Origin of the sequence: Bacillus sp. AM 13(2015) (assembly GCF_001518755.1) — a bacterium.
Taxonomy (GTDB): domain Bacteria; phylum Bacillota; class Bacilli; order Bacillales; family Bacillaceae; genus Bacillus; species Bacillus safensis.
In genome coordinates, this window is the sequence record NZ_LKCP01000048.1 from 69,605 (window position 1) to 84,679 (window position 15,075).

Consider the following 15,075-nt stretch of genomic DNA (forward strand, 5'->3'; position numbering starts at 1 on the left):
TCCAGTATGTAACACATTGTTAGAAATGGCAAAAAGCCAAAACGAGTGATGCGTTTTGACTTTTACGCCTTACTTATGATTCATCTCCAAAGAAGAAGTCGTCATCTTTTAACGGCTCAACGGTTGCTTTTTTGTAGCCGTTCCCTTTCATTGAGAAGAAGTCATGCGACTTTGTTTTTGTATTGAGTCCGTTCAATACAATAGGGTTAATCTCTTCTTCTTCAAAATAAGGGGCAAATCCAAGGTTCATTAACGCTTTATTGGCATTGTAACGAATGAACTTTTTCACATCATGCGATAAATTGACTTGGTCATAAATATCTTCAGTGTAATGAAGTTCATTTTCATAAAGCTCGTTCAAGAGGTCAATTGAGAAATCATACAGCTCTTTTTGCACATCAGGTGTTTGTTTGTTGTAAATTTCTTGTGCTAATAATCCAACGTACACACCATGAATCGCTTCATCACGCAAAATTAAGTTGATGATTTCACCGCTTTGCATGAGCTTTCCTTGCCCATAGAAATATAGCGGGTAGTAAAAACCACTATAAAATAGGAAGCTTTCTAAATAAACAGAAGCCACCATTGCTTTAAAGAGAGAAATAGGATCGTCCTTTTGAATCGAACGGTATAAACTGACAATCATATCTGCTTTCTTTTGCAGGAATTTATTCTTTTTGACCCATTCAAACACTTCACTGATCGTTTCAGTTGGTGCGAGTGTCATGAAGATATTGGAGTATGATTTCGCATGTACCGCATTTTCCATCATTGCCATAAAGTTGAGTACAGCTTTACGCTGATGGCCGTCCACATGTTCAGCCACAATCGGCATCCCTGTATTTCCTTGTTCTGTATCAAGTAAAGTCAATCCAGCAAGTACCTTCATGTACGTATCTCGCTCTTTTTCACCTAAATATTTCCATGTTAAGAGATCTCCGTTTAAGGAAATCTCTTCTGGAAGCCAGAACTGCTTCACATTTTGGTTGTAAAACATTTGTGTAAAATCGTCTTCATGTTTTGACCAGTTGGCTGCATCATAAATTTTTGTCACGTTAAACTCTCCTTTAATCAAACAACACAAGAAAGACAGCCTTCCTGCCCTGTATCCTTCGTTCTTGCATAATAAAGTGTCTTAATGCCTTTATGGTGTGCATAAAGATCGATGCGGTTTAAATCACGCGTTGTCATCGTATCTTTCAGGAATAGTGTAAAGCTGATTCCTTGATCGACGTGCTGCTGAATTGTTGCGATCATATCGACCACTTTAAACATGTCCATATCGTACGCTTCTTTATAGAAAAACCAGTTTTGCGCTGAAAGACCTGGCATTGGGTAATAGGTTTTGCTGTTGCCGTATGTTCTTTCTTCGATACGTTCCATAATTGGCATCACAGAGGCTGTTGCCGATTGAACATAAGAAATGGAACCTGTTGGTGCAATACATAAACGATAGCTGTGATACATGCCATTTTCCGCTACAAATTCTTTGAGTGCTGCCCAGTCTTCTTTTGTTGGAATGTGCATGCCTTCAAATAGTGCTGCTGCTTTTTCTGTTTTTGGTGTGAAATCAGTTTCCACGTATTTATTGAAGTACTCACCAGTTGCATAGCCAGAGCCTTCATAACGATGGAATGTTTCTCCTTTTTCTTTCGCAAGCTCACTTGAGCGTTTAATTGAATAATAGTTCACCATCATAAAGAACGTATTTGCGAAATCTCTTGCTTCTTCACTTTCATAGGCAATTTGGTTTTGAGCTAAATACCCATGAAGGTTCATCGCACCAAGTCCGATTGACTTCATCGCTTTGTTGGCTTTTCGAACAGCCGGTGCATTGCGAATGTCTGTTGTTTCAGACACAAGCGTTAGTGAGTCTGTTGCAAGCTTAACCGTTTTTTCGATCGATTTGTTTTTCATGACATTCATGATATTTAATGAACCAAGGTTGCAAGAAATATCAAGACCGATTTCATCTTCTTGATCATAGTCCGTGTAAGAAGAAACCTCTGACGCCTGAAGCACTTCTGAGCAAAGGTTTGAGAATTTCACTCGTGAAATATGGTTCAAAGCATGCTCTCTGTTTACATTATCTTGGAACATGATATATGGATAGCCTGATTCTGAGCGTAGAACAGCCAATTTTTCAAGAAGCTTTCTCGGATTGACTTTTTCTTTTTTAACTTTCGGGTTTTCTACAAGCTCGTCATACATTTCTTCCATGTCCATCTCATCAAGATGCTGTCCATATTCTTTATAGACTGTGTGCGGATAGAAAGTGTAAGCTGTTTTATCTTCTCTAGCAAGCTCGATAAATTTATCCGGAATGACGACTCCAATGGACAGAGTTTTCACGCGAACATCTTCATCTGCAGAGATTTTTTTCGTATCTAAGAAATCATTGATATCTCTGTGGAAAATATTCAGGTAGGCACTGCCTGATCCTTGTCTTTGCCCCATTTGATCTGCATATCTGAATGCATTATCAAGAAGCTTCATCACGCCGACGACACCTTTTGTCGCGTTTTCTACATCTTTGATTGCTTCGCCTTTTGCACGAAGTTTTGACAGGTTCAAACTGACGCCGCCGCCTAGTTTTGACAGCTGCATGGAAATATCAATCGCTCTTGAAATATCGTTTAGTGAGTCATTTACTTCAAGCAAGAAGCAGCTCACAAGCTCACCGCGTCTTTTACGTCCAGCGTTCAAGAAGGTTGGTGTACTTGGCTGGTACTCTTGATTGATCATCAATTCTACAAACTCAAGTGCTTTTTCTTTATCCCCACCCGCAAAGAAAAGTGCTACAACTGAAATGCGGTCTTCATAGCGTTCAAGGATTTTCTTTTTATCATTTGTTTTCAGTGCATAGTCATTGTAAAACTTAAATGCACTCATAAATGATGGGAATCTAAATTTTTTGGCATATGCAGCTTCAAAGACTTCTTTAATATCTGCCATGCTGTATTGTCTTAAAAATTCTTCCTCATAGTAGTCGTTTTCTATTAAGTAATCAATCTTCTCTTCTAGATTGTGAAAAAAGACCGTGTTTTGATTAATGTAATCTACGAAATAACTATGTACAGCTTCTTTGTCCTTATCGAACTGAAACTTTCCTTCTTTTTGAATCATAATTTCGTTATTTAATTGTATCCACTTTGGAACCTGATTTTGTGACAATTCTTTCTACCTCCTGTGTAAACAATTCAACATCCCTTTTTGTTCCGCTTAGTTCAAAGGTGTGCAAAATAGGAACTTGATATTGTTTAGAAATCGTATCGGCGCTTTTTGCAAAATTATCTCCCCACACTTTGTTGCCACTCACCGCAACACCTAGTAAAAGGTGAGCATTTTTTTCTAAAAAAGACTGAGTGGTACTAGGGACTTGTCCAAATCCTGTCGTAAAGGTGACGAGAATAAACGGCGTATCCAAAAACTCTTCTCCAGTCAATTTTCGTTTGTCTGTAAAAGGGGTCTTGTCCAAAAAGCGTTGAACATTTCCTGTTTTTGAATCAAATACGATTTGAATCAATTCCATCACGACCTAGTTTTTAGTATTGTTGATCATTTCGCTATTCACTATATATAGTATACTATGTTTTTTCAAAACACAACATATAGATGTTCAAAACGAAAAAAATCAACCAACCCGGCCGAACCTTCATAGCCGAACTCGTACGTTCAAATAAATAGAGCAGAACAGGATCTAAAAATAGACTGCTCTACTCCCTATTCAACTGAAACCGAAATCTATCATAACACGAAAAAAAATCGCTTAGTAGACTAGACTTTTTGTTTTATTTTTTGTAGGCATCGCACTGTAAATCTTCTGACACTTCTGTAATTTCCACTTCAACACCTAATTCTTTTAGCACCGCTTCAAGCGCAGAGACGATTGAAGCTTCTCTCACTAATTCTTTCCCATTTACAGAAACACTTGTTCCATATTCGAAACAGGAATCGTCTTCACAAGTTTGTTCCCAATGATTAATTTTAATTTTATGTGTCATGAACTCATCCTTTTCTGTCTAGATGTCTGATGCATGATTATAGTGTAGCGGCTTCACATTCATTTGTAAATTTACGTGCTTACTCTTCATCATCAAGACCATCATCATATTCTTCGTCATCCCATTCATCTATGTATTTCGTTGTAACGAGAGTCAGTTCTCCCTCTTTTTCATCAAATCGGTACACATGTACTTGATCATCTTTCACAACAGCAAAGTGATTATTTTTTAGTGCAGCAGATGATGGTAAAACTCCATCTGCATTTTCATGAGAATGGTTATTCCAACTTTCTTGTCTCGTTTCAATGTTTGAGATAGCACACGATCCAAACAAGACTACAATTCCAATCAAAAGGAGGATCACTCTAATCCTTCTTAATTCAAGCTCTGCATTTTCCATATGAATCCCCTCACCCTTCTAATATCCAATAAGGAATTATACGGAAAATTGGCAGAAAAGTTTCATTGCATACAAAATAGCCCCTCTGCACTGACAAAAAACGTAGCGGGTTCGGCCGGTTTATTCGCAGAGGCATGGGGCTATTCAATACAACCTATCCTATTCTAATTCCAGATTTACATTCTTTTGAGGTGCAAATGTAGAAATGGCGTGTTTATAAATAAGCTGCTGCTTTCCTTCTGTTTCAAGCAGCACCGTGAAATTGTCAAATCCCTTCACTTGACCGCGAAGCTGAAAGCCATTCAGTAAGAATACTGTGACAAATGTATTGTCTTTGCGGATCTGATTCAAAAACTGCTCCTGAATATTAATCGGTTTCATGTTTCGTCCTCCTTGATTCTGATAACTACAGTTTCGCTTTAAGTCCAAGCTTTCCTGCTATATATGCGAAAATTTCCTCTTTTTTGTCTGAAAAGTGGCAAGGCGGTGTCATATCAAACCAAGTGACCGCCATTTTATTACGGAACCACGTGAACTGACGCTTCGCATATCTACGGGAATTTTGCTTTAATTGCTGGATGGCTTCATCAAGTGAGCAGTCACCTTGAAAATAGGCATACAGCTCTTTATAACCAATGGCTTGAACAGACTGACAATCCTTCAAGCCTGATTGATAAAGTGCTCTCACTTCTTCAATTAAGCCCTCATCTATCATCATATCAATTCTTTGATGAATGCGCTCGTACAAAAGCTCTCGATCCATTTTCAGCCCAATGAAGGCTGTATCATAAAGAGGAACTTCTTGATGCCCGTTTTGCATTTCCGACATTTTCTGACCTGTTGTATGGATCACTTCCAGCGCCCGAATCACGCGGCGGACGTTATTCGGATGAATAGCATTTGCCGCATCAGGATCTACAGCCTTTAGCTTTTCGTGCAGCAAAATCGCGCCGTGCTGCTGTTCAAACAGCGCCATTTCTTCTCTAAAAACAGGATCACTTTTCTCATCCGTAAATGTGTAATCATATAAAACAGATTGGATATAGAGGCCTGTTCCGCCGACAATCATTGGCGTTTTCCCTCTAGCGGCAATCTCTTTGATTTTCGAACGAACCAGCTGCTGAAATTCAGCTGTCGAAAAAGATTCGTCCGGCTGTTTAATATCAATTAAATGGTGCGGGATGCCATTCATTTCTTCGGGAGTGATTTTAGCTGTTCCGATATCCATCCCTTTATAAATCTGCATAGAATCCCCGCTGATAATCTCTCCATTAAATGCTTTGGCTATATCAATGCTCAATTTGGTTTTGCCGACAGCCGTCGGCCCTACTAATACGATTACTGGCTGCTTCGCTTTATTCATAACATCACTCTCTTTTACAAAACTGCCTACAGTATAGCATAACTTTTCTTACTCTCCTATATCCTGGCCATCACCAGCCAAGCGGTTCATTTCCGACCACTTCATATGTTTTTCCTTTTAAACGATGCTTATGTGTTGGCTGATTCTCATCTGGACTATAGACGACACCTCCATATGGGATGGGAACAGAATCGAGGTAGGCAGGATAGGTGACTTCCTCAATCTCATGATAATGTGTTCCATCCACTCTAGGAATCGCAGGCCCTGTGATACCGTAATACCTGTGGAAATGCCCTCTTTCAAAGGAGGTGATCCCGCGATAAAAATGAGTATGCCGGTCGGTACTGCTTCCATTCACAGGCTGAGAAATACCTTCTATTAAATGATAATGCCCCTCTGTTACATCCGTACGTGCTTTATATGCATGAGCATGCGGCGGACACTTTGCCCAATCAGATGGATACAGGCCCATTTCTAACATTCCTCCTTATATTAGGCGTTCACCCAAACATATGTAGGCAACTGGAATACACTGATGTCAGTTACAGTGATTTTATGAGAAAGGAGCCTTTTATTATGAATTATTTTGACGCACCTCCGTTTATTCAAGAAGACATGAGAAGACCTTTTGGTTTCGGATTTGGACGTCCTGGTTTTGGGTTTGGGAGACCCGGATTTGGATTTGGACGCCCTGGTTTTGGGTTTGGGAGACCTGGATTCTTTGGACCTCCATTTTTAGGTGGTTTTGCTGGAGGCTTGCTTGCTGGATCTCTTCTTGCGCCAGGATATGGTTATGGATACCCTTACCCGCCTCCTTACCCGCCGTACGGACCATACCCTTGGTATTAAATATGACGTTTAAGTGAAAACATCCGTTCATAAAATGAATCGATTGACACACTCTTTTTTCATGGGTTAACATTTACTTTACCGACTGTTCAGTAAAGTAGGTGTTTTTTTTATGTCTAAAACCAAAAAAGAGCAAATTTTTGATGCAGCTGCCAGCACGATTTTAAAAGAAGGGTTAAGCTAGCTCACCCTTCATCAGATGGCAGAGCATGCTGGTTTTCAGAAATATTTCAGCTTGAACCGCTGAAAAGAGAGGATAAAAACCCTTTTACTTCATCGGATTTTACACCTATTAGAGGAGGGATGATGATGATCCTCGGATATCTTTTTTTGGCAGTGGCCATTTTTTCTGAAGCCATTGGCGCCGCGATGTTAAAATTATCTAATGGTTTTACACGCTGGAAGCCAAGCGCTGTCGTTGTGGCTGGCTATTCTCTTGCTTTTTATATGCTGTCATTGACACTGAACATTATTCCGCTTAGCATGTCTTATGCAACATGGTCTGGGGTTGGTACGGTCCTCACGGCTATTTTTGGCGTGCTCTTTTTCAAAGAAACCTTGAACCAAAAAGCAGTCATTGGGATGGCGATGCTTGTCTCAGGGGTCGTACTATTAAATATGTCATAAAGGATGTGAGAGAGCATGAAAGGAATGCTCTACTTAACAGGAGCCATTTTAACGGAGGTTTTTGGCAGTACAATGCTGAAGCTTTCTCAAGGCTTTTCGCAGCTGCTGCCGAGTATCGGGGTACTGATCGGATTTGGATGCGCCTTTACTTTCCTCAGTTTAGCACTTAAAACCATTGAGCTCTCATCTGCCTATGCAACATGGTCTGGTGTTGGAACAGCTCTCACTGCTCTTGTAGGACTTGTCCTGTTTAACGAAACAATCAGCACGAAAGGCTTCATTGGCCTTGCACTTGTCATCTGCGGCGTGATTGTCTTAAATCAGTCCAAGAAGCAAAAGAACGAAACCGAAGCACAACTCGATCAAACCGAATGGACGTCATAAAAAAAGTCATTTTCTCCATATTTCAAGAGAAAATGACTTTTTTGTTTTAACGGCCGGCTTGAATGGTTTCTTCTAAGGAAATGTTCACATTACCCTGAACAGCTCTTGAAATCATACATGAGCTTTCGGCTTTATGCGCAAGCTTTCGGGCCAGCTCAATATCATGTGCGGAAGCGGTCTCTTTGAGGATGATGACAGGTCGATGAATGATTTCCTCATAAGTAAACACACCATTTGTCACATCTACGACAGCTTCAGAGCTCATCGATAGATCCTCTTTCTCTAATTGACTCCGCTCCATCATGGCTGCAAGTGTAATGATATAACACGTAGCCGCTGCACCTAAGAGCATCTCATCTGGATTGGTTCCAATACCTGGACCGTCCATTTCCTTTGGAATCGAAATCTTTGTTTTTAATTGTTCACATGCGATTGTACCCACATCGTTACGCAGACCAGGCCAGCTTGCCTGAAGATGAAAATGATGACGCGTCATATCCGTCTCTCCTTTTGTTATCACTGTTCATAGTGTAACAAGAATTCCCCTGCTTGTCTTAACATGTGCACGGCCCTTATGTATATTCTTCATCAAGCACTGTGCGAATTGCCCTGACATAACGATAGAACGTCTCGTTTTTTGTACTAGACCGCCTCCGAAAGTCGAAACTGTCAAATAAAGCTTCACGCTGACTTCTGCTAATCTCAAGCTGCACACTTTGCCCTGTTTTAGTAAGATTATTAATATTATGATTGCTTGTCCCGCTCAGGGTTGCGTGTGCGACAGCTAGTTCAGCAGAAAACCCGTTCCGCTCTAATGAGCTCACAATTTTCTCTGCACGGTCGTAATCTGTTCCGCCGACGAGAGTATGGTCAATTCCTTCCTCGCCTTTGTATCCATGCACTGCTAACACGTAATCATGTGCTTTTGCCTGCGCGACGCCGATTGGCTCATCAAAGTTTGTACTTGTAATATGAAGTTCTGATGCATTCTCTCTTAGACCTTCAAATAAATACGTCGAAAAATCGTTGTCAAAAAAATGGACAATCTCGCTCACGCCGCCTTCAATCCTCCCGCCATGAGGTGACATCACAAGAAGGCGGCTGCCGGGCACTGGGTTGGCTGTAATGTTGTAGCTGCTTGTTGATTCGTTTTCTTCCAGTTCTTTAAAATTTCGATAAATATCATTTGAACCGCTTTCGTCTTCCCCACCTGATGACACTGGCTCATCATGTTCCTGTGCTTGCATGGTATAATAAACGCCCCATCCGATCGCAAGCAGGAGAAGCAAAGCAAAAAACTTCTTCATTCCCGTTCTCCTTTAACAGATTTCTAAGCCGTTTCTATGATTTATATTGAATCATCATTTCTTATCATTTTTTCCACATTTTCTCTTCACGTTTGATCATAACACTCTAGATCATGAGATTCCTCAAAAATAAGATAATTGCATTTATATACACAGAAACGCCTCTCCTCTTTGAAAACAGAGTTAGAATAGTATGACAAAGAAATGAGGTTATGTTTAATATGACCTAGTCCTATCCAGTCTGTTTTCTTTAATTCGGCTTTTTTTGATAAGGATTTGATTTTTTCCATCTGTCACGCATCACATTTATATGAGCATTGACCCTGTCTACACCCCTCCTTTTTCTGCAAAATCCTTTGATTCGCTGGTTCTCTTAGAAGAACTCTCCCACCTATCATCGGCAGATTCTACATGATTTCCACCTTTTTCTATTATTTTACAAAATGTAAGCGCTTTTCTTTTTTGAAAGGCATAAGCAAGCCGCCAATATAAAGAAAAGAAGGGACAAGAATCCGAACCAAGCAGTTCTCAATCACATAACGTAAGAGTGTACGAGAATGGATAGCTGGAATGGAGGGCATCACATGTTTGGATTTTCTATGGTGCAAATGGTCAGAACACATGCTAGTAAACTAGATCAGCCTTTAAGAGAAACCATTCTTCACCTTTATAAACCTTTTAAATGGACGCCATGCTTTCTTCATCGTTTTTTCGAAGGCAGGCTGAAGAAGAAAAAGAAGCTTCGTGTGATCATTGAATTTAAGGAAGGTGCAGCCGAGGCAGGGATTCAAAGCACGAAACAATTAATGAAAAAAAGCAGAAAAACAAATATAAAACGACATTTTTCACATATCGACTGCTGCGCTGCTGACTTAACGCCTGCTGCTTTAGAGGAGCTATTAGCAAACGGTGAGCATATTCGTAAAATTTATCTAGACCGGAAAGTACATGCGCTTCTGGACGTAGCCACACAAGCAAGCCATGCTGAAGAAGTCATCCGAAACGGGACAACTTTAACCGGTGAAGGCATTACGGTCGCTGTCATTGACACGGGAATTTATCCGCATGAAGATTTAGATGGAAGAATTCGTGATTTTGTGGATTTAGTCAAACAAAAAACAAAGCCTTATGATGATAATGGCCACGGTACACACTGCGCGGGAGATGTCGCGGGAGATGGATCCGCCTCAGACGGCTTATACAAAGGACCTGCCCCAAAAGCAAATCTGATTGGCGTGAAAGTGTTAAATAAACAAGGGGCTGGATCACTTTCTACTATTATAGAAGGTGTTGAATGGTGTATGCAGTTCAACGAAGACCACCCTGATGATCCGATTCATATTATCAGTATGTCGCTAGGCGGAGCTGCGCAGCGTTATGATGACGAACAGGACGATCCAATGGTGCGTGCTGTCAATGCGGCTTGGGATCAAGGGATTGTTGTATGCGTCGCTGCCGGTAACTCTGGTCCTAACAGCCAGACGATTGCAAGCCCTGCTGTCAGCCAAAAAGTTATTACGGTCGGAGCCTATGATGACAGGAATACACCTGAATCAAGTGACGATATCGTGGCACCGTTTTCAAGCAGAGGGCCTACTGTTTACGGAGAAGCAAAGCCTGATATCCTCGCACCAGGAGTAAACATCGTTTCTCTCAGATCACCAAGATCCTTTCTGGATAAACTCGACAAATCAAGCAGAGTAGACGATGATTATACAACGTTATCTGGCACATCGATGGCAACACCGATTTGTGCTGGTATTTGCGCTCTACTATTAGAGCATTCACCAGATTTAACGCCAGATGAAGTCAAAACCCTGTTAAAAGAAAATACAAGCAAGTGGTCTGGGGATGATCCGATGATTTATGGAGCAGGTGCAATTGACGCAGAAAAAGCAATCAAAGAATAAAGAAAAAAGCCCTTTACGTTTATGCGTAAAGGGTGTTGTTTGTCTCATTTTTAAGTGTGAAGTCTTTCATCTACTTGAGCAGCTGACATGTTATGCTTCGTTCTCATACATCTCATCTCCTTTTTGAATGTGCGTACGCGCTTCGATCACAATCTCAAAAAAAGTGGAGGATTCCTTGTACATGTCGCGTTCCTTATAATAATTAGCCGCATCAAGTGCTAATTCCTCTAAATCAGCAAACATTTTTTTATTTCTCAGACCAAAAAGGGCCGACCTCAATTTCTCACAGCCGTCTTTCTCTATATAGAGCGCCTGTAGAAATTGGAATTTCAACTGATAAATTTCATCTTCCAATACACAAGCCTCTTTCATTCCTGTAGAGATGGCCTCGCCTGCCCGCTGAATATCTCCGAGTTTAAAACAAGTAAGGGCAAGTGAAAACAACGATTTGATCATCGTGGATGCTTGATCTTTCTGATAAAGTGAAATGGCTTGTTCAAAAAAGACAGTCGCTGTATGGTACGTTCCCATACTATAATGACAAGTGCCTAAGTTATTAAGAGCCATTGCTTTAAAGTAAGATGTACATTCTTTTTGTTCCATCGCTTCACAGACTTTTAACGCTTTTTCTAAATAAGGAAGCGCTTTTTGATACTGATTGACATCAATCCAATTACCTGCCATGACAAAATCACATTGAATGCTTCTTTTTCCATAAAGCTGATGTTTCTTATAGATGTCTCTCGCCTTTTTAGCATAGTGCATGGAGAAATAAGTTTGTTTCATATGATAGTATACTTCTGCGATTTTATAGTAGAATTCTGCTTTTTCGATCTCATCTGTCACTAAAATCAGTTGATGTTCCGCATGCTTGTAATATGAAATGGCCTCGATATACCGGCGCTGGATGAACGCATACATTCCATGAAAAAAATGAAAATAATAGCCTAGTAAGCCTGTCATCTCATCTTCTGCATCGTCAATTTCTTTAGGAAAGGACACTGCTTGAAGCGTTTCACTCCCTGCACGGACGGGCGCTAAGTGCTGAAGCATCATTTGATGGCGAAAATCCATTAGAGAATAATATAGGAGTAAATCTTGATCCTCTTCCATATCATGAATTTCTTCTTCAACAAGGCGCTTCATGCCGTTTGCCTGTTCAACTTCAAATTTGCAAATATGCGTGTACCATTGATTGATCTTTACACCTACTTCGGAAGATGGTATTTTGTGTGCCATCCACTTCAGCCCCATTCTATCATATCAAACTGATAACTATTATTTTACATAATTTATGTTTTTAAGGCAAATTGTAAGTTATTACATATTTTATGTTCAAATCGCATATTCCTATCTTTTTTACCAAGTTTAAATAGAGTACTTTTGCCCATCAAAACTTTTTTACGAAGACGGGTCGAATTCTCTTAGTACTTCTTTTAACGCATTTATATAACGTCTGAATGCTTTTTTCTTTCCTTTTCTCGTATCAAAATTGTCAAAAAAAGCTTCTCTTTGCGCTGTACTAATTTCTAACTGAACACTTTCACCACTTGCATTTTGATTATTTATATTTTTAGGATCTGTACCAGAAAGCCGTTCGCCTTTTTGTACCATTTCTGCGGAAAATCCTCGTTCTCTTAGTTCGCGCACAACTGCTCTTTGCATTTTTTCATTTGTGCCGCCAACGAGCGTGTGTCTTTTATCACTTTTATAGCCGTGGATGGAAATTGAAAAAGGATACGTTTTAATCATTTGAACCAAAACGGGTTCATCAAAATTAGTACTCGTGATATGCAGGTCCCGGTTATTGTCTTGCTTTGTACCTTCAAACAAATACGTAGAGTAGCTTTCTTGAAAGGCTTCTACAATTTCACTTGTTCCTGGTTCAATCTCACCTCCATGAGGAGAAAATACGAGTAAATCACTTCCGCCCTTTTCGTGAAATTCTATCTCGTACCCTTCTTTTTCATGTCGTATGAGCTGTTTAAAGCTTTCGTATTGATCACCTTGTTTTCGCTCTTTTTGATACTTTTCTACCTCTTGATCATGCTTCTTTTGCTCTTTTTTTTCTTGAACAGAATGGGTGCATTTCACCATTAAAAGAGTACACAGAATAAGAAAGATGAATCCACATATTAGTAACCTTTTCATTTCACCGCTCCCTTTTTTCTCTTAGGTGTCATCTTACCGCAATATTTTACTATCAATGGCTTAAAAAATTCAAAGGTTGTCCGGCTCATTTGAATGAATCAGGAAAACTTACCTGTTTTTAATGTCATCTAGGTATATCAGAGGTCTTTGAATTTTTGTTGTCCACGTAAAAACTAAATCGTATGACCTCATTTCAATATTAGTTAAAACCACCTACAAAAATGCCAATATTACTCTTTTTTTCAAAACAAAAAAGCTGTAAACAAAGGAGTCTCCTCTTCTGTTTACAGCTAGTCTCTGTATATCATCATTACATTCTTAATTCATTCTCTAAAGCTGTCATCACTTCATCTTGCGACAGTCCCTGTGCAAGTGAAATCTCACTCACTAACATGCCTCTTGCATCTTCAAGCATCTTCTTTTCACTTGAATTTAATGCTTTCTTCTGATTTCGTCTCATCAGATCTTTAACAACGTCTGCACCATCTTCGATCGCACCTGTTTTTAGCTTTTTCAGATTTTCATCATATCTTTGCTTCCAAGTAAGCGTGTCGTCGTTTGTTTCTTCTGCAAAATTGTTCATCACAACTTCCAGCGTTGCTTGATCTGCTACCGGACGTATACCTAGTTGATTGATTCTGCCTTTTGGGACCATCATCTGCATATTCGGCATTTGAATCAGAAAATATTCCTGCGTCTTACCTAAAATCTCTTTTTCTTCCATTCCTTCAATCACACCGGCTCCATGCATTGGATAAACAATTTTATCACCTATTTGAAACAAATCCGCCACCTCCGAAAGTATTCACAATATCATTATAACACATTTCATCAGAGGATAAAAATTTATATTTTATCATGTTAATTTAGCACTAGTCAATTCTTTTTATTTGAGTTTTTTCAGAAAAAGCCTTTTTTATAAAAGAAGTGAGAGCATCCAGTCCTCATGACTCTTTCTTGCATATACTAGCATTGAGTCACATTTAGGAGGGATGACAATGTGCAAATGCAAGTGCAAACATTCCCACTCAAACTGTCATAAAAAGCATGACGATCATCACCATGAGGATCCATGTAAAGAAAAAAAGTATTGTCATAAAAAAGATAAATGGTTTGAGAGCGATTTTTGGGATACCTCTCGAAGCTACGATCCCTGTTATTTTCCTAAAAGTGTCTGCAGCAGATGTAAAAAGCGTCGTAGAAGAAGACATCGCTACGAAATTTAAGGCTTGACGCTTTACCTGCTTTTCCTTTTCCCGGCTGAAAAGCCGGTTTTTTTCTTTCATATGGATAGGCTCATCGAGTAAATCTGTCTCATAGGATATGGCAACCTGACATAAAGGATGAGATATACATGAACGATATGAACAGCCAAATGAATCATTATCACCAAGAAAATCCCTATCACACATTTGAAAATGTGTATACAGCCAATCATGAGCATATGATCGCACCAAACATGCATGATCATATGAATATGCCAAACCATTATCATAGCGGCAAAAAAGATATGTATAATGCGCACCATCCACATCATCATTCACCCTATTCAACGTTTCCCAATCAGCATGATAACTTTTCAAAGCATATTCCAATGAAGGATCACCATCATCTAGGCCATTATGGTGGATACGGGATGATGCCGCACCATCCATACGGTTATCAAGATATGCATATGATGATGCCAACAAACCAACAAATGCCTGGCCATTTTTACGGAATGAATCAACCAAATGCGCTATTCCCCCGCTATTACTAAAGAATGACAAAATAAGGGTATAATATCCCATTTAATACCATATGGTAATATGGTAACATTATAGGTAAATAATGGGTGTAATCATCTATTATTTACCTATATTCAACAAGGGGGAAGGAAAAAATGAAAAAAACATGGACGATTCTTATGCTGGGGATGCTCACATTGGTTATGGCGCTGTCAGTACCACTTTCTGCATCTGCTGAAGGAGCCGAAAGCAAAGCATCAACCAATGTAAAGCCAGCTGCGCTTTACGCTAAAATTACAGGAGCTAGTAAGCAGGAATGGTCTTATTCTGACATTGAGCTGACGTACAGCCCA

Annotated in this window: 19 protein-coding genes and 1 pseudogene; 6 read left to right on the plus strand and 14 right to left on the minus strand. The window is 39.7% G+C overall.

Annotated elements, in window-relative coordinates; translation table 11 throughout:
• Positions 1 to 73 precede the first annotated feature (73 nt).
• The 8 genes from nrdF to AOQ70_RS07365 all read right to left on the minus strand — a co-directional run bounded on the left by nrdF (position 74) and on the right by AOQ70_RS07365 (position 6,239).
• On the minus strand, positions 74 to 1,054 hold the full coding sequence (gene nrdF, locus AOQ70_RS07330; RefSeq protein ID WP_024424085.1) for a class 1b ribonucleoside-diphosphate reductase subunit beta: 981 nt from the start codon (positions 1,052 to 1,054) through the stop codon (positions 74 to 76).
• A 17-nt stretch (positions 1,055 to 1,071) separates the two neighbouring features.
• Entirely contained in the window at positions 1,072 to 3,174 is a 2,103-nt protein-coding gene (gene nrdE, locus AOQ70_RS07335; RefSeq protein ID WP_058837641.1) for a class 1b ribonucleoside-diphosphate reductase subunit alpha, read from the minus strand.
• Positions 3,134 to 3,526 carry a class Ib ribonucleoside-diphosphate reductase assembly flavoprotein NrdI gene (gene nrdI, locus AOQ70_RS07340; protein ID WP_008360380.1) on the minus strand — a complete coding sequence of 131 codons (393 nt, stop codon included), beginning with the start codon at positions 3,524 to 3,526 and terminating at the stop codon, positions 3,134 to 3,136. The genes nrdE and nrdI overlap by 41 nt, the downstream gene beginning before the upstream one ends.
• A gap of 265 nt (positions 3,527 to 3,791) precedes the next feature.
• Entirely contained in the window at positions 3,792 to 4,004 is a 213-nt protein-coding gene (locus AOQ70_RS07345) for a hypothetical protein (RefSeq protein WP_003212415.1), read from the minus strand.
• A 79-nt stretch (positions 4,005 to 4,083) separates the two neighbouring features.
• Entirely contained in the window at positions 4,084 to 4,404 is a 321-nt protein-coding gene (locus AOQ70_RS07350) for a YmzC family protein (RefSeq protein ID WP_059375464.1), read from the minus strand.
• 159 nt (positions 4,405 to 4,563) lie between these two features.
• A complete protein-coding gene (gene hfq / locus AOQ70_RS07355) occupies positions 4,564 to 4,785 on the minus strand; it encodes an RNA chaperone Hfq (protein ID WP_024424088.1) in 222 nt (73 codons plus the stop codon).
• 25 nt (positions 4,786 to 4,810) lie between these two features.
• Entirely contained in the window at positions 4,811 to 5,767 is a 957-nt protein-coding gene (gene miaA, locus AOQ70_RS07360) for a tRNA (adenosine(37)-N6)-dimethylallyltransferase MiaA (RefSeq protein ID WP_058837643.1), read from the minus strand.
• A gap of 70 nt (positions 5,768 to 5,837) precedes the next feature.
• Positions 5,838 to 6,239: a YmaF family protein gene (locus AOQ70_RS07365; RefSeq protein ID WP_039178775.1), complete on the minus strand. Its 402-nt coding sequence runs from the start codon at positions 6,237 to 6,239 to the stop codon at positions 5,838 to 5,840.
• A gap of 104 nt (positions 6,240 to 6,343) precedes the next feature.
• Between AOQ70_RS07365 and AOQ70_RS07370 the strand changes: the two genes are divergently transcribed.
• The 3 genes from AOQ70_RS07370 to erbB all read left to right on the plus strand — a co-directional run bounded on the left by AOQ70_RS07370 (position 6,344) and on the right by erbB (position 7,627).
• Positions 6,344 to 6,616 carry a hypothetical protein gene (locus AOQ70_RS07370; RefSeq protein ID WP_039178773.1) on the plus strand — a complete coding sequence of 91 codons (273 nt, stop codon included), beginning with the start codon at positions 6,344 to 6,346 and terminating at the stop codon, positions 6,614 to 6,616.
• Positions 6,617 to 6,925: 309 nt separating this feature from the next.
• Positions 6,926 to 7,243, plus strand: a complete 318-nt coding sequence (gene erbA, locus AOQ70_RS07375; protein ID WP_039178769.1) for an SMR family multidrug efflux transporter EbrA — start codon at positions 6,926 to 6,928, stop codon at positions 7,241 to 7,243.
• Between the two features lie 15 nt (positions 7,244 to 7,258).
• Positions 7,259 to 7,627 carry an SMR family multidrug efflux transporter EbrB gene (erbB, locus tag AOQ70_RS07380; RefSeq protein WP_039178767.1) on the plus strand — a complete coding sequence of 123 codons (369 nt, stop codon included), beginning with the start codon at positions 7,259 to 7,261 and terminating at the stop codon, positions 7,625 to 7,627.
• A 46-nt stretch (positions 7,628 to 7,673) separates the two neighbouring features.
• Here erbB and AOQ70_RS07385 read toward each other — a convergent pair whose 3' ends face one another.
• Entirely contained in the window at positions 7,674 to 8,123 is a 450-nt protein-coding gene (locus AOQ70_RS07385) for an OsmC family protein (RefSeq protein WP_059375467.1), read from the minus strand.
• 76 nt (positions 8,124 to 8,199) lie between these two features.
• The gene (locus tag AOQ70_RS07390; protein ID WP_039178760.1) at positions 8,200 to 8,934 is read right to left on the minus strand and encodes a poly-gamma-glutamate hydrolase family protein; all 735 of its coding nucleotides are present in this window, start codon (positions 8,932 to 8,934) and stop codon (positions 8,200 to 8,202) included.
• A 584-nt stretch (positions 8,935 to 9,518) separates the two neighbouring features.
• Between AOQ70_RS07390 and AOQ70_RS07395 the strand changes: the two genes are divergently transcribed.
• Positions 9,519 to 10,844 (plus strand): S8 family peptidase, encoded by a 1,326-nt coding sequence (locus tag AOQ70_RS07395; protein WP_059375469.1) that lies wholly within the window; start codon positions 9,519 to 9,521, stop codon positions 10,842 to 10,844.
• Positions 10,845 to 10,934: 90 nt separating this feature from the next.
• Here the strand turns inward: AOQ70_RS07395 and AOQ70_RS07400 are convergent, their stop codons facing one another.
• The 4 genes from AOQ70_RS07400 to AOQ70_RS19545 form a co-directional block, all read right to left on the minus strand.
• Complete coding sequence (locus AOQ70_RS07400; protein ID WP_059375471.1) at positions 10,935 to 12,083, minus strand: Rap family tetratricopeptide repeat protein; 1,149 nt, start codon at positions 12,081 to 12,083, stop codon at positions 10,935 to 10,937.
• Between the two features lie 162 nt (positions 12,084 to 12,245).
• Positions 12,246 to 12,995 (minus strand): poly-gamma-glutamate hydrolase family protein, encoded by a 750-nt coding sequence (locus AOQ70_RS07405; RefSeq protein WP_059375473.1) that lies wholly within the window; start codon positions 12,993 to 12,995, stop codon positions 12,246 to 12,248.
• A 310-nt stretch (positions 12,996 to 13,305) separates the two neighbouring features.
• Positions 13,306 to 13,779 carry a CarD family transcriptional regulator gene (locus AOQ70_RS07410; RefSeq protein WP_059375476.1) on the minus strand — a complete coding sequence of 158 codons (474 nt, stop codon included), beginning with the start codon at positions 13,777 to 13,779 and terminating at the stop codon, positions 13,306 to 13,308.
• A 244-nt stretch (positions 13,780 to 14,023) separates the two neighbouring features.
• Entirely contained in the window at positions 14,024 to 14,281 is a 258-nt protein-coding gene (locus AOQ70_RS19545) for a hypothetical protein (protein WP_058837650.1), read from the minus strand.
• Positions 14,282 to 14,349: 68 nt separating this feature from the next.
• On the opposite strand from AOQ70_RS19545, the gene AOQ70_RS07420 reads away from it, so the two are divergent.
• The gene (locus AOQ70_RS07420) at positions 14,350 to 14,754 is read left to right on the plus strand and encodes a hypothetical protein (protein ID WP_059375478.1); all 405 of its coding nucleotides are present in this window, start codon (positions 14,350 to 14,352) and stop codon (positions 14,752 to 14,754) included.
• Between the two features lie 123 nt (positions 14,755 to 14,877).
• Positions 14,878 to 15,075: pseudogene (locus tag AOQ70_RS07425) on the plus strand (biofilm surface layer hydrophobin BslA); the annotation flags it as partial.